General features: G+C 70.7%; 19 protein-coding genes. 12 read left to right on the top strand and 7 right to left on the bottom strand.

Features of this window, described 5'->3' with window-relative positions:
* Nucleotides 1–222: 222 nt before the first annotated feature.
* The 4 genes from nth to ABH928_RS17100 all read left to right on the top strand — a co-directional run bounded on the left by nth (nt 223) and on the right by ABH928_RS17100 (nt 4,050).
* Complete coding sequence (nth, locus tag ABH928_RS17085; RefSeq protein WP_370067145.1) at nt 223–1,095, top strand: endonuclease III; 873 nt, start codon at nt 223–225, stop codon at nt 1,093–1,095.
* Entirely contained in the window at nt 1,092–1,862 is a 771-nt protein-coding gene (locus tag ABH928_RS17090) for a CoA pyrophosphatase (protein ID WP_370067147.1), read from the top strand. The genes nth and ABH928_RS17090 overlap by 4 nt, the downstream gene beginning before the upstream one ends.
* A gap of 135 nt (nt 1,863–1,997) precedes the next feature.
* Nucleotides 1,998–3,176 carry a MarP family serine protease gene (locus ABH928_RS17095; RefSeq protein WP_370067149.1) on the top strand — a complete coding sequence of 393 codons (1,179 nt, stop codon included), beginning with the start codon at nt 1,998–2,000 and terminating at the stop codon, nt 3,174–3,176.
* A gap of 175 nt (nt 3,177–3,351) precedes the next feature.
* Nucleotides 3,352–4,050: a metal-dependent hydrolase gene (locus ABH928_RS17100; RefSeq protein WP_370067151.1), complete on the top strand. Its 699-nt coding sequence runs from the start codon at nt 3,352–3,354 to the stop codon at nt 4,048–4,050.
* Between the two features lie 490 nt (nt 4,051–4,540).
* Here the strand turns inward: ABH928_RS17100 and ABH928_RS17105 are convergent, their stop codons facing one another.
* The 6 genes from ABH928_RS17105 to ABH928_RS17130 form a co-directional block, all read right to left on the bottom strand.
* Entirely contained in the window at nt 4,541–5,473 is a 933-nt protein-coding gene (locus ABH928_RS17105; RefSeq protein ID WP_370067153.1) for an alpha/beta fold hydrolase, read from the bottom strand.
* Between the two features lie 164 nt (nt 5,474–5,637).
* Nucleotides 5,638–6,084: a phage holin family protein gene (locus ABH928_RS17110; protein WP_370067155.1), complete on the bottom strand. Its 447-nt coding sequence runs from the start codon at nt 6,082–6,084 to the stop codon at nt 5,638–5,640.
* A 101-nt stretch (nt 6,085–6,185) separates the two neighbouring features.
* Nucleotides 6,186–7,445, bottom strand: coding sequence for a Na+/H+ antiporter NhaA (gene nhaA / locus ABH928_RS17115; RefSeq protein ID WP_370067157.1), 1,260 nt, complete (start codon nt 7,443–7,445; stop codon nt 6,186–6,188).
* A 198-nt stretch (nt 7,446–7,643) separates the two neighbouring features.
* Entirely contained in the window at nt 7,644–9,602 is a 1,959-nt protein-coding gene (gene acs / locus ABH928_RS17120) for an acetate--CoA ligase (protein WP_370067159.1), read from the bottom strand.
* A 190-nt stretch (nt 9,603–9,792) separates the two neighbouring features.
* A complete protein-coding gene (locus ABH928_RS17125) occupies nt 9,793–10,455 on the bottom strand; it encodes a carbonic anhydrase (protein ID WP_370067161.1) in 663 nt (220 codons plus the stop codon).
* A 248-nt stretch (nt 10,456–10,703) separates the two neighbouring features.
* Nucleotides 10,704–11,699 (bottom strand): ATP-binding protein, encoded by a 996-nt coding sequence (locus tag ABH928_RS17130; RefSeq protein WP_370067164.1) that lies wholly within the window; start codon nt 11,697–11,699, stop codon nt 10,704–10,706.
* A 233-nt stretch (nt 11,700–11,932) separates the two neighbouring features.
* On the opposite strand from ABH928_RS17130, the gene ABH928_RS17135 reads away from it, so the two are divergent.
* Complete coding sequence (locus tag ABH928_RS17135) at nt 11,933–12,862, top strand: oxidoreductase (RefSeq protein WP_370067166.1); 930 nt, start codon at nt 11,933–11,935, stop codon at nt 12,860–12,862.
* A 355-nt stretch (nt 12,863–13,217) separates the two neighbouring features.
* Here the strand turns inward: ABH928_RS17135 and ABH928_RS17140 are convergent, their stop codons facing one another.
* Nucleotides 13,218–14,063: an HAD family hydrolase gene (locus ABH928_RS17140; RefSeq protein ID WP_370067570.1), complete on the bottom strand. Its 846-nt coding sequence runs from the start codon at nt 14,061–14,063 to the stop codon at nt 13,218–13,220.
* 721 nt (nt 14,064–14,784) lie between these two features.
* Here ABH928_RS17140 and ssd point away from each other — a divergent pair.
* The 7 genes from ssd (at nt 14,785) to ABH928_RS17175 (ending at nt 20,258) form a co-directional block, all read left to right on the top strand.
* The gene (ssd, locus tag ABH928_RS17145; RefSeq protein WP_370067168.1) at nt 14,785–16,035 is read left to right on the top strand and encodes a septum site-determining protein Ssd; all 1,251 of its coding nucleotides are present in this window, start codon (nt 14,785–14,787) and stop codon (nt 16,033–16,035) included.
* On the top strand, nt 16,032–17,276 hold the full coding sequence (locus tag ABH928_RS17150; RefSeq protein WP_370067170.1) for a TadA family conjugal transfer-associated ATPase: 1,245 nt from the start codon (nt 16,032–16,034) through the stop codon (nt 17,274–17,276). Before ssd ends, ABH928_RS17150 begins: the two co-directional genes overlap by 4 nt.
* A 206-nt stretch (nt 17,277–17,482) precedes the next feature.
* Complete coding sequence (locus ABH928_RS17155) at nt 17,483–18,157, top strand: type II secretion system F family protein (protein WP_370067172.1); 675 nt, start codon at nt 17,483–17,485, stop codon at nt 18,155–18,157.
* A 218-nt stretch (nt 18,158–18,375) separates the two neighbouring features.
* Entirely contained in the window at nt 18,376–18,975 is a 600-nt protein-coding gene (locus tag ABH928_RS17160; protein ID WP_370067572.1) for a type II secretion system F family protein, read from the top strand.
* 236 nt (nt 18,976–19,211) lie between these two features.
* Nucleotides 19,212–19,475 (top strand): DUF4244 domain-containing protein, encoded by a 264-nt coding sequence (locus ABH928_RS17165; protein ID WP_370067174.1) that lies wholly within the window; start codon nt 19,212–19,214, stop codon nt 19,473–19,475.
* 28 nt (nt 19,476–19,503) lie between these two features.
* On the top strand, nt 19,504–19,866 hold the full coding sequence (locus tag ABH928_RS17170; RefSeq protein WP_370067176.1) for a TadE family type IV pilus minor pilin: 363 nt from the start codon (nt 19,504–19,506) through the stop codon (nt 19,864–19,866).
* Nucleotides 19,867–19,892: 26 nt separating this feature from the next.
* Nucleotides 19,893–20,258, top strand: a complete 366-nt coding sequence (locus ABH928_RS17175) for an Rv3654c family TadE-like protein (protein WP_370067179.1) — start codon at nt 19,893–19,895, stop codon at nt 20,256–20,258.
* Nucleotides 20,259–20,313: the final 55 nt, after the last annotated feature.

Raw genomic sequence — 20,313 nt, forward strand, 5'->3', positions numbered from 1 at the left:
CCGGCAACTCAACCAGCAACTCGACCAGGCCGTCGCCACCCAGGGCCCCGGCGACCTCGAAGCCCTCCTCACCGGCCACGACACCTGGACCGTCATTTGACACTGCCGCAGCCTCAGCCCAGGCGCGGGGCAGCGTGGACCACCGGATCGTGGTGAGGGCCTCAAGGTGATGCTGTCCGACCTTGCCCATGGGCGTCGGTGCGGGGTCGTACTCTGGCGGGTATGGCGAAGAGTGGCGTGTCCGTGACCGCTGGTGCTGCCGGTGGGCCGGGGTTCAAGAAGGCACCGTTCCCGACAACGCATCTGGCGAAAGTGCGGGCAGCGAGGAGGATCAACCGGGCGTTGGCGGACGTGTATCCGTACGCGCACCCCGAACTGGACTTCGACAGCCCCTTCCAACTCCTGGTGGCGACCGTCCTCTCCGCGCAGACGACGGACCTGCGGGTGAACCAGACCACGCCCGCGCTCTTCGCCAAGTACCCGACGCCGGAGGCGATGGCGGGCGCGAATCCCGAGGAGATGGAGGAGCTGATCCGCCCGACCGGCTTCTTCCGTAACAAGGCCAAGTCGTTGCTCGGCCTCTCCGCCGCGCTGCGCGACAACTTCGGCGGCGAGGTGCCCGGTCGTCTGGAGGACCTGGTGACGCTGCCGGGCGTCGGGCGCAAGACGGCGAACGTCGTTCTGGGCAACGCCTTCGGCGTCCCCGGCATCACCGTCGACACCCACTTCGGGCGGCTGGCCCTGCGGTTCGGCTGGACCACCTCCGAGGACCCGGTCAAGGTCGAGCAGGAGGTCGGTGAGCTCGTCGAGAAGAGCGAGTGGACCATGCTGTCGCACCGCGTGGTCTTCCACGGCCGCCGGATCTGCCACGCCCGGAAGCCCGCCTGCGGGGCATGCCCGATCGCCCAGCTCTGCCCCTCCTATGGCACGGGCGAGACCGACCCGGTGAAGGCCGAGAAGCTGCTCAAGTACGAGAAGGGCGGCCAGCCCGGCCAGCGGCTCAGGCCGCCGTCCGACTACCCCGGCGAGGCGGCTGCCCGTGCGGCGGCCCATGGCGGTCCCGCCGCCGACAGCGCCGCCGAGGTGGTTGCGTGAGCGGCACCTGGACCGGCCCCGGGGCATCCGCAAAGGTCGAGCGGGAGGGCATCCCGGAGTGGCTGGTCCCCGTCCGCGACGTCGCGGAGCGGATCGAGCCGACGCAGCTGAGCCGGTTCCTGCCGCCGGAGCAGGGTGGCCGTCGCTCGGCGGTCCTGGTGCTCTTCGGTGAGCAACCGCAACCGGGCAGCGGCCCGGACCTGTTGCTGATCGAGCGCGCCAGGCGGCTCCGTTCGCATGCGGGACAGCCCTCGTTCCCCGGAGGCGCACTCGACCCCGAGGACGGTGACCCGGCCGGGGAGGGCCGGATCCGCGCCGCGCTGCGCGAGGCTTGGGAGGAGACCGGCCTCGATCCGTCGGGCGTGCAGGTCTTCGGGGTGCTGCCGGACCTCTACATCCCGGTGAGCGACTTCGTCGTCACGCCGGTGCTCGGCTGGTGGCACACCCCCGTCCCGGTCGCGCCGGTGGACGAGGGCGAGGTCGCCGAGGTGTTCCGGGTCCCGGTCGCACGGCTGGTCGACCCGGCCAACCGGGCCCGGCTCCGGCATCCCAGCGGCTTCCGCGGCCCGGCGTTCCGGATCGACGGTCATGTGATCTGGGGCTTCACCGCAGGCGTCATCGACCGCCTGCTCCACCACGCGGGCTGGGAACGTCCGTGGGACAACGGCCAGGAGGTCGAGCTCGGCGACGCCTCGCTCTTCGCCTCACCGGAGGAGCAGGCGCGTGCTCGCGCCCTGGAGCAGGGGACGCCCCTCGGAGGTCACTGACCCGTCGTCGGGCGCGGGGGCCGGCTCGGGGGCGGCGGCGGCCCCAGCCCGGCACAGATCTCATGGGGGTCACGAGTTGTCCACAGGCTGGGGAGGGGCCTGCGCTCCATTCGTCACGCATGGCAAGGTAGCCGGGTGAACGTCCTTGATGTCCTGCTGCTCCTGGCCGCCGTCGGATTCGCTGTGAGCGGCTACCGCCAGGGCTTCGTCGTGGGCGTCCTCTCCGTCCTGGGCTTCCTCGGCGGCGGCGTGCTCGCCGTGCAGTTGCTGCCGCAGTTGCTCACCCACCTCTCGCCCGGCGTCGTCTCCTCGGTCGTCGCGGTCGTGGTGGTGATCGTCTTCGCCGCCTGCGGCCAGGCCTTCACCACGCACTGGGGCTGGAAGCTGCGTGGCAGGATCGGCCGCAGCCGGGCCCGCGTTCCCGACGCCGTCGGTGGCTCGATGGTCAACGTGGTCGCCATGCTGCTGGTCGCCTGGCTCATAGGGTCGGCGCTGGCGGGCACCTCCCTGCCCACCGTCGCCCACCAGGTGCGGACGTCCAAGGTGCTCGCCACGGTCCAGGACGTACTGCCTGCCGACGCGCCCTCCTGGTTCTCCAACTTCACCGCGACGCTGGCCCGCAACGGGTTCCCGCAGGTCTTCGACCCGTTCCAGACCGAGCCGATCACCGACGTCCCGGCTCCGGACCCGCGCCTGGTCAACAGCACGGGCGTCCGAACCGCGCGCCAGAGCATCGTCAAGGTCCTTGGTACCGCCCCTTCCTGCGGCAAGGAGATCGAGGGCACCGGCTTTGTCTACGCCCCGGAGCGGGTCATGACCAACGCCCATGTCGTCGGCGGCGTGACCACCTCCACGGTCCGCCTGGGCAACCGCACCTACGACGCGCACGTCGTTCTCTACGACTGGCAGCGTGACATCGCCATCCTGGACGTCCCCGGGCTCAACGCGCCCTCGCTCACCTTCGCCGGCAGCGCCGACTCCGGCGTGGACGCCATCGTCGCCGGCTTCCCGGAGAACGGTCCGTTCAACGTCCAGGCCGCCCGCATCCGTGGCCGGATCCAGGCCAACGGCCCGGACATCTACCACCGTGGCACGGTGAGCCGCGACGTCTACTCGATCCGTTCGACGGTCCGTCAGGGCAACTCCGGTGGGCCGCTGCTCACTCCGGACGGCGAGGTCTACGGCGTGGTCTTCGCCAAGTCCCTGGACGACGCGCAGACCGGCTACGCGCTCACCGCCGACGAGGTCCAGTCCGACGCGCTCCAGGGCGAGGACCTGACCTCGTCGGTCAACACGGAGTCCTGCGCGCTCTGATGAGGTCGTGGCCCCTCGAGGCGGGGCGCCGCATGTCCGCTGAGCCCTGATCAGGTGGACCCTCGGCCCTGTCCGATCTTCCTGGTACGGTCGGGCGCGGGCGGGCGTGAGAAGGCGTCAGCCGAGGGCGGCGACGCGCAGCGAAGACTGCGCGGCTTGGGGAGGACGAACAGTCATGATGGGCCACTCGCACGCGGTGAGCGGGGCACTGCTCTTCGCGGCCACCGCCCCCTACCTGCCGCCCCTGGTGATGCACGCTCATCTGCAGCCGCAGGAGATCCTGATGGGCACGGTGCTCTGCGCGGGCGCCGCGCTCCTGCCCGACCTGGACCACCACGACGGCACCATTGCCAACTTCCTTGGCCCGATCAGCAAGACGCTCTGCCGCTTCGTCGCCTGGATCTCGGGCGGCCACCGGCACGCCACCCACTCGATCTTCTTCGTGGCGCTGATGACCGCCGGGACGTGGGCCGGTGTGACCTACCTCGGCCGCGACTTCACGCTGGGCATGACGTTCTTCCTGTTGGCGATGGCCATCCGCGCGCTCAACCTCTGCCCGCCCGGCCACGGCTTCAACGCCTGGGGCACGATCGTGGCCATGGCCGCGATCGGCACCGGCGTGATCGACAAGTTCATTCCCTCGGCGCCGGGTTGGCTCCCCTACGCGGTCGGCCTGGGCTGCGTCGCCCACCTGCTCGGAGACTCCATCACGAAGATGGGCGCCCCCTGGCTCTGGCCGCTGAAGACGCGCTACGAGATCGAGATCATCAAGAGCAGCGGCAACAAGCTGGAAACCGAGATCCTGGTGCCGCTGATGGGAGTCGGCACCATCGCGCTGCTCTGGTTCACCGCCCTGTCGCCGCACTCACTCTGACGCACCGTCGGCGCGCGGCCAGCCTGGCCATCTCGGCTTGCCCGGCTTTCCTGGCTTGTCCAGCCTGGGGCGACCTCCGCAGTCAGCGTTGCCGCAGGCGGGAGGTCACCCAGCGGGCGCGGCGGCCGAGGATACGTGGGATCCCGACGTGGCCGGCAGGCTCCAGCAGCGTCACTTCCGTTGCTGTGTCCGGAACATGAGCGGCGGCGGCCCCGTCGGCGATTCCGGCTGGGCCGGTCACCGCGGAGCGTTGCTGCGAGCGGCGACGGTTTCGGGGCGCGAGGGCGCGGTCGTGCATCCAGCTCATAAAGCCACGATGCCCGCACCGCTTGGTCGGTAACCCCGAGCAAAGGTTCCAATCGGCCTATGCGCGAGGCGTATTCACATACTGACGGACTGTCGCACCGGGCGCGACCAATCGCGGTCGATCTGTCACAGTTGGCCGGTCGAGGTCGGTTCGGTCGAGGTCGGTCGGTCGAGGTCGGTCCGACTACACCGACTCCTTGAGCCAGCCCAACAACAGCTCGTTGAAGACCTCCGGGGCCTCCTCGTGCGGGTAGTGGCCGACCCCGTCGAGCACCTGCCAGGTGTACGGCGCGTCGACGTACGCGGCCGAGCCCGCAGCCGTGCCGGCCAGCAGCACCGGGTCGTCCGCGCCGTGCACGTGCAGGGTGGGCACGTGCAGCGTCCGGTTCATGCGCCGGGAGAACTGCAGGCCGTCCGGTCGGCCCATGGAACGCATCAGCCAGCGGTAGGGCTCGATCGAGCAGTGCCGCGAGTTCGACAGCATGATCGCCTGCCGGTAGGCGATCAGCTCCTCCTTGTCGGGCTCGTGGCCCGGAGCGCTCCACTCGGTCAGGTACTGTCCGACCAGGGCCGCGTCGTCGGCGGCCAGCTGTCGCTCGGGCACCCACGGCCGCTGGAAGCCGAGCAGGTGCTCCGCGGCCATGATCTGGCGTCGGTCGGTCAGCAGTGCGCGCCGGAGGCGGCGTGGGTGGGCGCTGGAGACCGCCACGAGCCGTCGGACGAGTGCCGGGCGCATCGCCGCCGCCGTCCAGGCCAGGAAGCCGCCCCAGTCGTGTCCGACCAGGGTCGCGTCGTGCGCGCCGAGCGACCGGATCACCCCGGTGAGGTCCAGCGCCATGTTGGACGGGTCGTAGCCGCGCGGGGTGCGGTCGCTGCCGCCGACGCCCCGCAGGTCCACCGCGACCGCCCGGTACCCGGCGTCGGCCAGCGCGGTCAGTTGATGCCGCCAGGCCCACCAGAACTGCGGCCAGCCGTGGACCAGCAGGACCAGCGGTCCCTCGCCCGCCTCGGCGATGTGGAACCGGGCGCCGTTGGCGGCGACGTCACGGTGCGTCCACGGACCCTCGATGCGCGGGTCGAAGGTATCGGAGCTGGAGACGGCTGGGTCGAAGGCCATGAGTAGAGCGTGTCACACGTTGCCGCTCGGACGAGTCAACCGCCCGGACGAGTCAGCCCCGGAGAAGTCAGCCTCCCGGAGAGGCCAGAACCGCGGAGAGGCCGGAACCGCGGAGAAGTCAGACCCGCGGAGAAGACACGGTCTGCGTGGCCGTTCGAGCGACGTCAGCGCGTGATCGCCTTGTGGCCGTCCCCAAGGGGCACCGGAGCCGCGTGCGGCTTGGCGCTCTTCAGCACGTCGACGGTGGCCTTGGCGCCCGCGATGGTGCGCTCCGGCGGGGAGAGCTTCCGGAACGCGCGGTACGCGAAGAAGGCCGCGATGAGCGCGATCACGACGAAGGCGCCGCCCGTGATCAGGAAGCACCAGACCAGCCCGAGGCCGCTCGAGTGGATCCCGTAGGCCGCCGCGAAGCTGAACATCGGGATCGAGGCCAGCAGGATCACTGCCGCGACCACGCCCGCCGTGCCGCCGGCCGCGCCCCGGATGACGTCCTTCTTGATCTCCTGCTTGGCGAGCGCGATCTCGTCGTGGACCAACGCCGAAAGATCGGCGCTCGCGGAAGCGAACAGCTGTCCCACCGTGCGCTCGGTCCCGGTCTCGGGAGCGGCCATGTCGCTTCTCCTCATGCTGATCCTGTGACGTGTCGCCGTCGGATGCTGGCTGTTGCTCTATCAGATCATGCCGCTACCCGACGGTACGTCACCACCGGACACTACGCCGTCTCGGCGTCCTCTTCGTCACAGAGACGCTGGTACTTGCGGTTGCGCCCCCGTAGCAACACGGCTGCTGCCACGGCGCAGATCAGCGAACCGACCAGAACTGCCGCCTTGGACCGCTCCACCAGGTCGGCGTTGTCGGAGAAGGCCAGCTCCGAGATGAGCAGTGAGACGGTGAAACCGATCCCGGACAGCACCGAGATCGAGAAGAGGTCCGCCCATTCCAGCTCCGGGTTGAGCTCTGCCCGGGTGAACCGCGCGGCCAGCCAGGTCCCGCCGAAGACACCGAGGCTCTTGCCCAGGATCAGGCCCGCCATCACGCCCAGCGGGGCTGCGGTGGTGAAGACCTGGACCAGCGAGTGCGCGCTGACCGAGACGCCCGCGGCGAGGAGCGCGAACACCGGCACGCAGAACCCGGCCGAGTAGGGGCGGACCAGATGTTCGACGTGCTCGCCGGGGGAGTGCTCCTCGCCCGGGTCCTTGGTGACCCGCAGCATCAGACCCATGGCGACGCCGGCCACGGTGGCGTGCACGCCGCTCTCGTGCATCAGCGCCCAGATCACGACCGCCAGCGGTACGTAGAGGTACCAGCCGTGCACCCGGGCCCGGTGGAGGAAGTAGAAGGCGATCAGGCCCAGCAGCGAGAGGCCGAGTGCCCAGAGCTTGATGCCCGAGCTGTAGAAGATCGCGATGATCAGGATCGCGATCAGGTCGTCCACCACCGCCAGGGTCAGTAGGAACGCCCGCAGGGCCGACGGTAGGTGCGACCCGACGACGGCCAGCACGCCCAGGGCGAAGGCGATGTCGGTGGCGGTGGGGATGGCCCAACCGCCCGGGTGGCCACCCGAGCCGGAGTTGGCGAGGGCGTAGATGATCGCGGGCAGAGCCACCCCGCAGACGGCCGCGACGACCGGCAGCACGGCAGCCCGAGGATCCCTGAGCTCCCCGACGACCAGCTCACGCTTGAGCTCGATGCCGGCGACGAAGAAGAAGACGGAGAGCAACCCGTCGTTGGCCCAGGTCTCCAGCGGGAGGTGCAGATGGAGCGGTTTGCTGGGCCCGACGGTGTACTCGAGGACCGTCTCGTAGGCGTGAGGCCAGGCGTTGGCCCAGACGAGTGCCGCCACGGCGGCGATCAGCAGGAGGACACCGCCCACCGTCTCGGCCCGGAGGGCGTCCGCGAGGAACGCGCGCTCGGGCAGGGGCAGCCGGGCCAGGAACTGCGGGCGCGGCGACCGTGGCGGGGCGCTCGTCACTCGGGGCACCTCACTTCTGTCGCATTCATCCGTTTTGTCACATGCTGTGTTGTCACATGCTACGGAAATGCGACAGAAGCGCGGCCGTCACTCGCCGAACGGGCGGGAGCAACGGGCGGCGTCGGGCGCCACGGCCGCGACTGCTCGTCACGGTCGCAGCGCCCGGGCGCACCTGACGGTGCCGGGGCCAGCTGGGGCTCAGTCCTCGCTCGGTGCGGAGGGGAGCTTGCTCTGGATCAGATCCATGACGGTGGAGTCCGCCAGGGTCGTGACGTCACCCACGGCACGGTTCTCGGCCACGTCGCGGAGCAGGCGGCGCATGATCTTGCCGGAGCGGGTCTTCGGCAGTTCGCTGACCGTCAGAACGCGCTTCGGCTTGGCGATCGGGCCGAGCACCCGGCCCACGTGGTCGCGCAGCTCGGCGACGAGCTCCTCGGAGTCCTGCGCAGTGCCGCGCAGGATGACGAAGGCGACGATGGCCTGGCCGGTGGTGGCGTCGGCCGCACCGACGACCGCTGCCTCGGCGACCTGCGGGTGCGAGACCAGCGCCGACTCAACCTCGGTGGTCGAGATGTTGTGGCCGGAGACCAGCATGACGTCGTCGACCCGGCCGAGCAGCCAGATGTCGCCGTCCTCGTCCTTCTTGGCGCCGTCACCGGCGAAGTAGCGGCCCTCGAACCGGGACCAGTAGGTGTCGAGGTAGCGCTGGTCGTCGCCCCAGATGGTGCGGAGCATCGACGGCCAGGGCTCCGTCAGTACCAGGTAGCCGCCGGAGCCGTTCGGCACCTCGTTGGCGTCGTCGTCGACCACGGTGGCGGAGATGCCGGGCAGCGGCACCTGGGCCGAACCGGGCTTGGTCTCGGTCACGCCCGGCAGCGGGCTGATCATCATGGCGCCGGTCTCGGTCTGCCACCAGGTGTCCACGATCGGGGTGCGGCCGGCGCCGATGTGCTCGCGGTACCAGACCCACGCCTCGGGGTTGATCGGCTCGCCGACGCTGCCCAGCAACCGCAGCGAGGACAGGTCGAACTTGGTGGGAATGTCGTCGCCCCACTTCATGAAGGTGCGGATCGCGGTGGGGGCGGTGTAGAGGATGGTGACCCCGTACTTCTGGACGATCTCCCAGAAGCGGCCCTGGTGCGGGGTATCGGGGGTGCCCTCGTACATGACCTGGGTGGTGCCGTTGGAGAGCGGCCCATAGACGATGTACGAGTGGCCGGTGACCCAGCCGATGTCGGCGGTGCACCAGAAGACGTCGGTCTCCGGCTTGAGGTCGAAGACGGCGTTGTGGGTGTAGCTGGCCTGGGTCAGGTAGCCACCGGTGGTGTGCAGGATGCCCTTGGGCTTACCCGTGGTGCCCGAGGTGTACAGGATGAAGAGCGGGTGCTCGGCCGCGTGCGCCTCGGGCGCGTGCTCCGCGGACTGACGCTCCGTGATCTCGTGCCACCAGACGTCCCGGCCCTCGGTCCACGAGGTCTCCTGACCGGTGCGGCGCACCACCAGCACGTGCTCGACCTGCGGGCACTGCGTCAGCGCCTCGTCGATGGCCGGCTTGAGAGCGGCCGGCTTGCCGCGGCGGTAGCCGCCGTCGGCCGTGATCACGAGCTTGGCGTCCGCGTCCTGGACCCGGGACGCCACGGCGTCGGCGGAGAAGCCTCCGAAGACCACCGAGTGCGGCGCGCCGATCCGGGCGCAGGCCAGCATTGCGACGACGGCCTCCGGGATCATCGGCATGTAGATCGCCACCCGGTCGCCCTTGGCGAGGCCGAGCTCCAGCAGTGCGTTGGCCGCCTTGGAGACCTCGTCCTTGAGCTGGGCGTAGGTGATGGCGCGGGAGTCGCCGGGCTCGCCCTCGAAGTGGATCGCGACCCGGTCGCCCAGGCCGGCCTCGACGTGGCGGTCCACGCAGTTGTAGGCGACGTTGAGCTCGCCGTCAGCGAACCACTTGGCGAAGGGAGGGTTGGACCAGTCCAGGGTCTCGGTGGGCTGCTTGGCCCAGCTCAGCCGTCGGGCCTGCTCGGCCCAGAAGCCCAGCCGGTCGGCCTTGGCCTCGGCATAGGCGTCGGCGGTGACGTTGGCGGCTGCTGCGAGCGCTGCGGGAGGGGCGAACCGCCGCTCCTCCTTGAGCAGGTTCGCCAGGCTCTCATTGCTGCTCAACGCAACACTCCTCATCGGGTTTCGTCCTGATTTCGTGGGACAGCTCACCAGGTCGATGGGGGTGCTGACAAGGCCCCGGCTAAAATTGGTGTAGACCTTTCCTGGGGTGGCCCCGGAGCAGCCAGGGACCAGGGGCCACCGCAGCCCGGATCCGGGGCTGACGAGGAGCGCGCCTCCGTCCGTCGTCCGGTCAGGCGGCGCTGCCCAGACGTGGTGTGACCGGTCGGAATCCATGGTTGCGCCGCGACCACACATAGGTCTGCGCCGTGGTCAGTTCGAAGTAGAGGCCGGTCAGGCGGAGTTCGCCCGAATCAGTCTTGCGGGTGACGCTCGGATGGGCGCGCAGGTTGTCCAACTGCTGGACCACATTGGTGAGGCACAGCCGCTCCAGCGGGTCGGTCGACGGCGGCCGACCGTGGAAGCGGGCGGGCTGGTGACGCACCCGGTGCAGCGAGTCCTGACCATGGCGCAGCCAGCGGGTCAGCGGAGTGACGGCGCGGCCGTCCCTGCGGTGCGCGCCGTGGAGCAGCGACTGCATCGCTCCGCAGCCCGAGTGGCCGCAGACCACGATGTCTCGGACTGACAGGACGTCAACGGCGTACTCCACTGCGGCGAAGACGCTGTCGTCCGTGGTCGGTGGGACCAGGTTGCCGATGTTGCGGACGGTGAACAGGTCTCCGGGGCCGCTGTTGGTGATCACGTTCGGCACCATGCGGGAGTCCGCGCAGGTGATGAAGAGCTGTGACGGCGTCTGCCCCTCCTGTGCGAGCCGGGCCAGCTCGGGGCGCAGCAGCGGAGCTGTGTGCTGCTGGAAGTCTCGGACCCCCGTCAGGGAGTCGGTCTCCGCCGGCATCGGTGGGGACTGCACCGATGCCGGCGGCGGGGACAGCGGGCAAGGTGTGAGGGGCTCGGCGTTCTGCGTTCTCTGCATGGGTCGCGTCTCCTGTGGGTGAGGACGGCGCGGCGGGGTGTGCCACGAGTGAGCCAAGAATCGGTAAATGAAGAGTAATGAAACCTTTACCTTCTTGCAGCTCCGGCGCCTCAAGTTCACCCGTGTGAGCAGGTGCGAGCGCCTGTGGTGCTCGCGGGCGCAGCGTCAGCTCAGACCCCGAGCGGCTCCGGCAGTGGGAGCAGTTCCTCGCTGAGGACGAAGTCCGGGTCCACCTGCGCGGCCAGGTCTGCGCCGGTCTTTTCGTTGCCCCAACTCTCGGCATTGCGAACGTGGAAGGAGACGGACTGGGCGGTCCAGCGGGCCCAGTCGCGCTCGGCGTGGGCGGCGTCCGCGGTCTCCTGCAGCGTGCGCAGCACGGCGGCATTGACGGGCTCCAGCTCGGAGAAGGCCGGCGCGCGGCCCTGTTCCGTCCGCCGGACCCAGGTGGAGCGATGGAAAGCGGCGACCAGTGCGTCGCCCAACTCCTCGCGGAGGAAGGCCAGATCGTCATCGTGCTCGACCTTGTTGCCGATCACGTGCAGCCGGACGCTGTAGTCGGCCGCGTAGTCCCGGTACTGGCGGTAGACCGAGACGCCCTTCAGGGTGGGCTCGCAGACCAGGAAGGTCTGGTCGAAGCGGGTGAACAGGCCGGAGGCGAACGAGTCGGCGCCGGCGGTCATGTCGGTCACCCAGTACTCGCCGGGGCCGTCGACGAGGTGGTTGAGGCAGAGCTCCACCGCGCCGACCTTCGAGTGGTAGCAGGAGACCCCGAGGTCCTCCTCCTCGAAGGCGCCGGTGGCCATCAGCCGGAGGGAGGCGCCGTCCACCGAGACGGGGCGGGCACAGAGCTGGTAGATCGGGTTCTCCTCGACGATGCGCAGGAGCCGCGACCCCCGACCGGGCGGCGTGGTCTTGATCATTGACGCCGCGTCGGCAATGCGCGGGTTCTGTCCGCGCAGGTACTCCTTGATGGCCGGGATCTGGGCACCCAGCGAGGGCAGCGCTGCGCACTCCTCCTGGCTGAGCCCCAGGGCCGCGCCCAGATGTTGGTTGACGTCGGCATCCACCGCGATCACCGGGCTCCCGGCGGTGGCCAGGTGGCGGATGAACAGCGAGGACAGCGTGGTCTTGCCACTGCCACCCTTGCCGACGAAAGCGATCTTCATGGGAGCTCCGGTCGGAGGCGCGTGCGAGGTGCGGTGAGCACAGATGGAGGCGGCTGACGACCGGCCCAGGCCATCCGACTTATTGGGAACCGTTATCGTCACCGATAGCGGCTATCGTAGCGACGTGCTCATGCCCGGAGATCCGGTTTCACAGATCCTTGACTCTTTCGGGTGATGCACCCCACGTCCCCAAGCGGGCTCAGTAGTCCCGCTCGTTCCGTAATGTCAGTTCGGTGAGCACGAGCACCCCTTCACCTTCCGGGTCCGCAGACCCGCTGGCGCCCCTGGGCGAGCTGCCGGGCGTCGCCGAGGCCGTCGCCGAGGCGCGTCGGGCCGTCGACCGTCTCTACGGCCACCGAGTGATGCGTCGCCGGGCCGACGAGGTCACCTCCGAGGCCGCGTTGCGCGGCGCCCGTGCGTCGGCCGCGCTGGAGGGCGCGGACTGGCCGCTGGAGGAGGTGCGTCGGCGCACCGACTACGGTCAGGACCCTGAGGCGCGCCTTGTCGGTGGCGCGCTTCGGCTGGGCGTCGAGGCGGGACAACTGCTCGGCACCTGGCGGCACTCGCCGCTCCAGGTGTTGGCCCGCCTGCACCTGTTGGCGGTCGGCGACGCGACCGGCACCGCCGTGGGTCGACCACGGCAGAACGGAGAGCCCTCCGAGGAGCTGTTCCGACACCAGGTGGTCGCGACCGAGAAGCCCGAGACGCGGCCCGACGTGCCGCCGCTGTCCGACTTCTCGCTGCCTCCGGCGCCCCCAGTCGCCGAGGTCTCGGCACGATTGGACACCTTGGCGCAACTCTTGGCCAGCCGCGGTGGCACGAAACACCCGAACGAGCGAACGGCTCCGGCTCTCGTCGTGGCCGCCGTGGTCCAGGGTGAACTGATGACCCTGCGGCCCTTTGTGAGCGTGAACGGGCTGGTGGCGCGTGCCGCACAGCGGATCGTGCTGATCGCGGAGGGTCTGGACCCGAAGGCGATCTGCCCGATGGAGGTCGGCCTGGCCGAACTCGGCACCGACGCCTACCGCGCCGCGCTGGCCGGCTACGCCTCGGGCACCGGCGAGGGCATGGCCGCCTGGATCATCCACTGCGCCCAGGCGTTGCGACTCGGCGTGCGCGAGAGCACGGCGGTCTGCGAGGCCATGCAGCGGGGGATGGCGTAACGGGCCTCGACAACCACCGGGCCCGCACAGGGTTGCGGCGGCATCCTCGGATGCCGCCGCTGGCACAGGGTCCAAGTGACCATGCGTGCGCCTTGTCTTTGCCCATCCGGCGGGGAGCTGTGCCCGTTCGCCGGGTGCGGCGGCCCAGATCGTGGGTCGGCTGCACGTGGGTGCCCGGAGGCTGTGCGCGGTCCGTGTGGCCTGACGCTCGATGGGTCCTTTCAACGTCGCCGTCTGAGGTTAGCCATCTGGTCTCGCGGGCCGTACCTCATTTGTAGCGCGGATCACACCGAAGCGGAACCCGGGGGCCCAGTTCTTTACCTTCGGCTTGTGAGCGGCGGGGAAACGGGCGCGGTCACGAACCGTCCGTGCGGCCGGAGCGCCGTGCGGCGTACCAGACCAGACCCGCCGCCGTGACCGCTGCCCCGAACGCCGCCGCGGCGAGGACCGGCCTGCTGGTCACCGCGAGGGAGGCGCTGCGCTCCCGCAGCTGGACCGGGCGGTTGAACACGAGGACCGGCCAGCCGCGAGCGTTCGCCTCTCGCCGAAGTGCGCGGTCCGGGTTGACCGCGAAGGGATTGCCAACCGCTTCCAACAGGGGAAGGTCGGTGGCGGAGTCGCTGTAGGCGTAGCTGCGCTCCAGGTCGTAGCCCTCGGTCTCGGCCAGTGCGCGGATCGCCACGGCCTTGTTCGCGGCGTAGGCGTAGAAGTCGATCTCTCCCGTGTAGCAGCCGTCCTCCTCGGCCATCCGGGTGGCGATCACATGGTCCGCGCCGAGCATCTCGCCGATGGGCTCTACCAGTTCGGAGCCGGAACTGCTGACGATCACCACGTCCCGCCCGGCCGCGTGGTGCTCCTCGATCAGCGAGGCAGCCTCGTCGTAGATCAACGGGTCGATCAGATCGTGCAGTGTCTCGGCAACGATCTCCCGTACCTGGGCCACGTTCCAGCCGCGAGCCAGCGACGAGAGGTACTGGCGCATCTTCTCCATCTGGTCGTGGTCGGCGCCGCCGGCCAGGAAGACGAACTGAGCGTAGGCGCTCTTGAGCACCGCCCTGCGGTTGATCAGTCCGCCGCGGTACAGCGGTCCGCTGAAGGCGAGGGCGCTGGACTTGGCGATCACGGTCTTGTCCAGGTCGAAGAAGGCGGCTTGACGGGTCGGACGGCGCGGCTGCGAGTGGTTTTCCACGACGTCGAGGATATGTGGCAACCATTCGGGTCAAGGCATGGCGCGTGGGTTTGCTTGAGAAGGCCTTCGGGTACACCATGGAAGTCACGGATCGTTCGCGACCGTGCTAACCCAGCTCGACTCCTCCCCCCCCGAGTCGGGCTGTGGAGGACGACCCCCGCTCTCCCCCCCGGCGGGGGTCGTCGCACGTCCCGGCCCATTTCGTCGGCCGGTGTTCCTGGGGGATTTTCCCGCCGCAGAGCTGCTGTCACCTGCGTTGATGCCCGTGCTGCCGCGGTTCGGCGGGATCGGGCTCCTGACGGCCTACCGGGAACCGCGTCGATGCCCATACCGGGCTTACCCGTTCCGGTCTGAACGGAACGCGATCCATCCTCGCATTTGTAAGAAGTCCCAGCGACTTCGTCACGGTGCTTTACCACAGTGGTGGTGTTGTGGTCGCGCAGGGCGTCAGGCACTTCCTAGTCAACTTCCTGACATATAACTCAGCCTCCAGAGTGGCCGAGTTTTCCACACCCCCTTGGTTGTCCACAGATTGCCAACCGGACCACGCGCCTCCTGCGAATTCCCAGCACGCTGAATCCACGCCGCAACCGGCGTTCCCAGCACGTCGCACGAGGGAGTCGTCATGGACGCACTGCCGCCCGTAGGGCCGTCCGCCGAGCCACCTGCAGAACCGCCTTCCGGGCTGACCTCCGGAGCCTCTTCGGGGCCCTTGGACCGGTCGGAGCCCGCGGTGGCCGCCGAGCCCGCTGCCTCGCACGTCGCGGAGCCTTACGACGCTGTCGGTGCAGGTTCTCGCGGGCCGCTGATCGTCACGGAGGACGACGAGTTGATCGAGGCTCTGCTCAAGCTCTGTGCTGCCGCAGGGGCCGAGCCGCAGGTGGTCTGCGGTGCCCCGCCGCCGCGCCAGGTATGGGAGTCGGCGCCTCTCGTCCTCGTCGGTGTGGATGTCGCCGAGCGGATGTCGGCCGTGTCCCGCCGCCCTGGCGTGGTGCTGGTCGGTTCCGATCTGGACGACGGCGGGGTCTGGCAGAAGGCCGTCTCGCTCGGCGCCGAGCAGGTCGTCTTCCTCCCGGACTGCGAGCCCTGGTTGCTCGACCGGGTGGCCGACGCGGCCGAGGGGGCTGGTGCTCCGGCCCTGACGGTGGCGGTCCTCGGCGGGCGCGGTGGCGCGGGCGCGTCGACCCTGGCCTGCGCCCTTGCGGTCACCGCCGCGCGTGAGGGCCGACGCACCGTGCTCGTCGACGTCGATCCGTTGGGTGGCGGGCTGGACGTGTTGCTCGGCGGCGAGGAGGCCGTCGGCTTGCGATGGCCGGACCTGGCCGCGTCACGTGGGCGGGTCAATGCGGTCGAGTTGGAACAGTCCCTGCCGCGGGTGCACCGGTTGGCCGCGCTCAGTTGGGACCGTGGCGACAGGCTCACGATCCCGGTCGAGGCCGTGCGCACGGTCCTCGGGGCGGCGCGAAGGCGCGGGGGCGTGGTCGTCCTGGACCTGCCGCGGCGGATCGACGCGGCGGCGGCCGAGGCCCTGGAGCAGGCCGATCTTGGGCTGCTGGTGGTTCCCGGTGAGCTGCGCGCGATGGCGGCGTCCAGCCGCGTCGCTGCTTCGGTGGGCATGCGCCTCTCGGATCTGCGCGCGGTCGTCCGTGGTCCCTCCCCGAGCGGGATGACGGGTGAGGAGGTGGCCCGTGGGCTGCGGCTTCCGCTGGCGGGCGAGCTCGGACCGGAGCCGGGCCTGACCGCGGACCTGGAGTGCGGACGGCCCCCGGGGGCTCGGCCCAAGGGTCCGCTCGGCCGGTTCTGTACGGCGTTTCTGACGGAGGCTCTGGCGGGCGCAGGCCTGGGCTCCGGCCGGGCGGACTCCGCTCGCGGCGCGCACAGGGCCACAAGGTCCGGCGGCGGCAAGGCGACCGGTGGCAAGGGCACGACCCACGGCGACGGTGGTCGGCGAGGCGGCATCGACGACGAGGGAGTGGCGGCATGAGCAGGCACACGACCGGGTCCCGCACTGCCACGACGGCCAGCAGGACCGTCGCCTCCGCCACATTGCTCGACGCCGTTCGGCTCCGTCTCGCGGAGGCCGGTGTCGCTCCGACCACGGCGGGAGTCGCGGCCGCGCTGCGGGCCCAAGGACGCCCGTACGGCGACACCGAAGTCCTGGAGATCGTCAGGGAACTGCGCGCCGAGATGGTCGGAGCGGGCCCGCTGGAAGCACTGCTGACCGACCCTCAGGTCACCGACGTCCTGGTCAACGGGCCGCGTGAGGTCTGGGTCGACCGTGGTTACGGTCTCCAGCGGGCCCGTGAGGTGCGCTTCCCGGACGAGGCGGCCGTCCGGCGACTGGCCCAGCGCCTCGCCCACACGGCGGGCCGCCGCCTTGACGACGCGCGCCCGTGGACGGACGCCCGGTTGCCGCAGGGGGTCCGGTTGCACGCGGTGCTCCCGCCCGTCGCGGTCGGATGCACCCTGATCTCGCTCCGCGTCAGCCGGGCCCGTCCGTTCACCCTGGAGGAGCTTGCGACAGCGGGATCGCTCACGGCCTGGGGAGCCGGTCTGCTCCGGGCGCTGGTGCACAACCGCCTGGCTTTCGTGATCTCGGGCGGGACGGGTACCGGAAAGACGACGTTGCTCGCGGCGCTGCTCGGCCTGGTTCCGGCGCAGGAGCGGTTGGTAGTGGTGGAGGACTCCGCCGAACTGCTTCCCGACCACCCGCATGTGGTCCGGCTCGAGGGCCGTCCGCCGAACCAGGAGGGCGCCGGTGGCGTCGGACTGCGTGACCTGGTCCGCCAGGCCCTGCGCATGCGCCCCGACCGACTGGTCGTCGGCGAGGTGCGCGGTGCGGAGGTGCTGGACCTGCTTGCCGCGCTCAACACAGGGCACGAGGGCGGGTGCGGCACGGTCCACGCCAATGCCGCCGAGGACGTGCCGGCGCGGCTCGAAGCGCTCGCGGCGACGGCGGGACTCGGCCGGGACGCCGTCCACAGCCAGCTCGGGTCGGCGCTTGATGCAGTGATCCACCTGGTGCGTGGGCCCGGCGGCCAGCGACGCGTGGCCGAGGTCTGCGTGCCGAGCCGAAGCCCGGAGGGATGGGTGACCTCCGTCCCCGCTGTCAGCTTCCCGCATGCCGGCCCCGCGCAGCCGGGACCGGGTTGGGATCAGCTCTCGGAGCGCTGTGGTGGGCTGCGTGCACCCTGGTCCGACGGCGGCAAGGGCGGCACGCGGTGAACAGCGAGCCCTGGTCGAGCTGGTCGGCACTCCACACGGCGGCATCGGTCCTGGTGATGTGTCTGCTGGGCGGCTGCGCCTGGTGGCTGGCTCGACGCGACGAGGCCAGGCAACGACAGTGCCGGCTCTATCCGCATGCGGCGGTCGTTCCTGCGGGCCGCTTCCGGCGAGCGTTCCGGTGGGCGAGGCGGAGACTTCCGGTCGAGATGCTGCTGGTGCCCTTGAGCGGCGCGGTGGCCTGGGTGACGGCATCGCCCGTCCCGGTGTTCATCGGTGCCGCCGCGGTCTGGCCGGTGCTTCGGTTGCGCCGCAGGAGGCGCGAACAACTCCTCTGCGAGCGCCGGAGAGCGGCCGTGGTGGAACTCTGCGCCGCACTCGCCGGGGAGTTGCGCACCGGGGCAACAGCCCACCAGGCGGTGGAGATGGCGTTCGAGGGTGTGCCGCACGGCGACGTGTTGGACTTCACCGGGTTGCTGGCGGCTGTTCGCTTCGGCGGCTCGGTCGAGGCCGCGCTGATTCATCTGGCCGAACTGCCCGGTGCGGAGGGTGCCGCAGGGGCGGCCGCGTGTTGGCAGGTGTCCTCGGCCAGCGGCGCCGGGCTTGCCGACGGGCTGGACCGGGTCGCGGAGGGCCTGCGCGCCGAACGCGCGCTGCGGGAGAGCGTTCGGGCCGAACTCGCCGGTCCGCGTTCGACGGCGGTCCTGCTGGCCCTGCTACCGCTCTTCGGGATCGTGCTGGGAGCGGCCCTCGGTGCGGACCCGGTACGCGTGCTCCTGCACACGGGGCCTGGTCTGTTCTGCCTGACGCTGGGCGCGGCCCTCGAAGCTGCGGGCCTCGTCTGGACGGCCAGAATCGCGCACAGCGCGGAGTTCACTGTATGAGCGGGGTGGTGACACTCGCTGCCCTGTTCAGCGGGTTGACGGCCACGCTGGTCGCGGTCGGCCTACGCCGGCGGCAACGACGGGTCCGACGGCGAGTCCGCTCTGTTGGACTCTCTCCCAGCGTGACCGGGGTCGGGCAGGTCACAGCAGGCGACAACCTCAGGGACCCTGAGTCTGCACGGGTAGTGACGGTGCGTCACCGGGAGCGGCCGGTGCCCATGCTGGCTTCCGGCGTGGTCGGCCTGGGGGCGGCGCTGCTGGTCGGTGGGATGGCCGGGTGGATGCTCGGAGTCGTCCTTGCGTCGGCCGGCCTGCGCTGGCTGCCCACGCCGCCGAACCGCACGCAACAGCGACAGCGCCGGGAGGCGATCGCGCTGCGTGAACAAGTTCCCCTTGCCGCAGACCTGCTGGCGGGGTGCCTCTCGTCGTGGTGCCCGCCGGACGCGGCCACCGCAGCCGTGGCGAAGGCAATACCCCAGCCCATGGCCGGCCGATTGGCCGCGGCGGCCACGGAACTGTCCATGGGCGCGGACCCGGAGGCCTGCTGGGAACGGCTGGGCACGGTCGAGCCGGCGCTGGCGCCGCTGGGCCGCTGCCTCGCCCGTGCTGCAGCCAGCGGCGCGCCGCCTGCCGCCGGCCTGGCCCGACTGGCGGATGCGGCGCGAGCTGCGGCCGCGCGCGAGGCCCAGGCACGTGTCCGCAGGGCAGGGGTGCTGGCGACGGCACCGCTCGGGCTCTGCTTCCTTCCCGCCTTCGTCCTGGTGGGCGTCGTGCCCGTGGTCACGGGCCTCGCCGGGAGCTTCCTGAGCCGCATTTGATCGGCGGCCCACTCGCGCGCGACCACGGCTCACGCAGCGGTCGTCCGATCCACCCGACGCATCACCTGCATGCAACGCACCACTGGCCCGCCCACAACTCACCGCACACAACTCATCGGGCACCCGCAACACACCGCACACCCGCAACACACCCGGAGGGGACCATGACCACCTCACCCGAAGTCCGCGCCACGGGCAGGCCCTTCGCTCGGCCAACGACGCCACGGCCGGCGCCGATGGTTCGGCTGTTCGCGAGGCGCTGCCGGGCCTTGCTCTGGTTCGCGCTCTGCGTGGCCCAGGTCTGGGCGCTGCACACCCTGCACCTGATCCGCTGTCGGCTGCGCCGCCGCGCTCCGGACGCGGGCATGACGACCGCTGAGTACGCGGTCGGAACGGTGGCTGCCTGCGGTTTCGCCGCCTTGCTCTACAAGATCGTCACGAGCGGGGCGGTCTCCTCGGCCCTGCAGGGCCTGATCCGGCGAGCTCTCGGTGCCGTCTGAAGCGTGGGCGTGCGGCCGATCGCAGGCAGTGGAGGCCGGATACGCCACTGCCGAGACAGCGGTGGCCCTACCCGGCCTGGTGCTGATCGCGGCACTGCTGCTCTGGGCGGTGCTGGTCGGCTCCGCGCAGGTCCGGTGTGTCGACGCGGCCCGCGAGGCGGCTCGCGCGGCTGCCCGCGGAGACCCCCAGGCCGTCGCGCTGGGTCAGGCGGCGGCACCGCCGGGAGCATCGGTGGCTGTCAGCGAGGCGGGCGACATGGTGCGTGCGGAGGTCTCCGCCGTCAGCAGTGGCCCGGGCGGGTTGCTCTCGTTCCGGGTCTCGGCCACGGCCGTCGCCGAGCGGGAGCCCGGCGAGCCGGCGCTGACGGGTGCGAGGGGAGGCAGCCGGTGATGCGAGCACGCCGGACGGGGGTGAGGGTGCGGGACCGTGGGTCGGCGACTGTCTGGCTCCTCGGGCTGACGCTGCTGCTCACCCTGGCCGCCACCGCTGCGCTCGGCATCGCCGGTGCGGTGGCTGCGCGCCATCGTGCCGAGGCGGCCGCCGACCTGGCCGCACTCGCCGCGGCCGGGCGGCTGCTGCTCGATCCGGGAGGCGCCTGCGCGCATGCTGGCTCTATTGCCTCGGCCCAGGGGGCGAGGCTCCGTTCCTGCGTGATCCGGGCGGACGCGAGCGAGGACAGTGTGGAGGTCGAGGTCTCGGTGCCCGCACCGGTGGACTTCGTGCCGGGACTGCCTCCGGCCGTCGGTCGCGCCCGGGCAGGTCCGGTCATGGTGCCCATGTGATCCGGGCACGAGAGACGGTCGGCGTGATCCGGTCGGGACGGTCTGGAGCGCGAGG

Source organism: Streptacidiphilus sp. MAP5-3 (genome assembly GCF_041262505.1).
GTDB lineage: Bacteria > Actinomycetota > Actinomycetes > Streptomycetales > Streptomycetaceae > Streptacidiphilus.

Bases quoted from the DNA above. Each gene is read 5' to 3' on its own strand.
- nth (WP_370067145.1), top strand. From the start codon at position 223: ATGGCGAAGAGTGGCGTGTCCGTGACCGCTGGTGCTGCCGGTGGGCCG.
- ABH928_RS17100 (WP_370067151.1), top strand. From the start codon at position 3,352: ATGATGGGCCACTCGCACGCGGTGAGCGGGGCACTGCTCTTCGCGGCC.
- ABH928_RS17105 (WP_370067153.1), bottom strand. From the start codon at position 5,473: ATGGCCTTCGACCCAGCCGTCTCCAGCTCCGATACCTTCGACCCGCGC.
- ABH928_RS17110 (WP_370067155.1), bottom strand. From the start codon at position 6,084: ATGGCCGCTCCCGAGACCGGGACCGAGCGCACGGTGGGACAGCTGTTC.
- ABH928_RS17125 (WP_370067161.1), bottom strand. From the start codon at position 10,455: ATGCCGGCGGAGACCGACTCCCTGACGGGGGTCCGAGACTTCCAGCAG.
- ABH928_RS17130 (WP_370067164.1), bottom strand. From the start codon at position 11,699: ATGAAGATCGCTTTCGTCGGCAAGGGTGGCAGTGGCAAGACCACGCTG.
- ABH928_RS17150 (WP_370067170.1), top strand. From the start codon at position 16,032: ATGAGCAGGCACACGACCGGGTCCCGCACTGCCACGACGGCCAGCAGG.
- ABH928_RS17155 (WP_370067172.1), top strand. From the start codon at position 17,483: ATGCTGCTGGTGCCCTTGAGCGGCGCGGTGGCCTGGGTGACGGCATCG.
- ABH928_RS17160 (WP_370067572.1), top strand. From the start codon at position 18,376: ATGCTGGCTTCCGGCGTGGTCGGCCTGGGGGCGGCGCTGCTGGTCGGT.
- ABH928_RS17165 (WP_370067174.1), top strand. From the start codon at position 19,212: ATGGTTCGGCTGTTCGCGAGGCGCTGCCGGGCCTTGCTCTGGTTCGCG.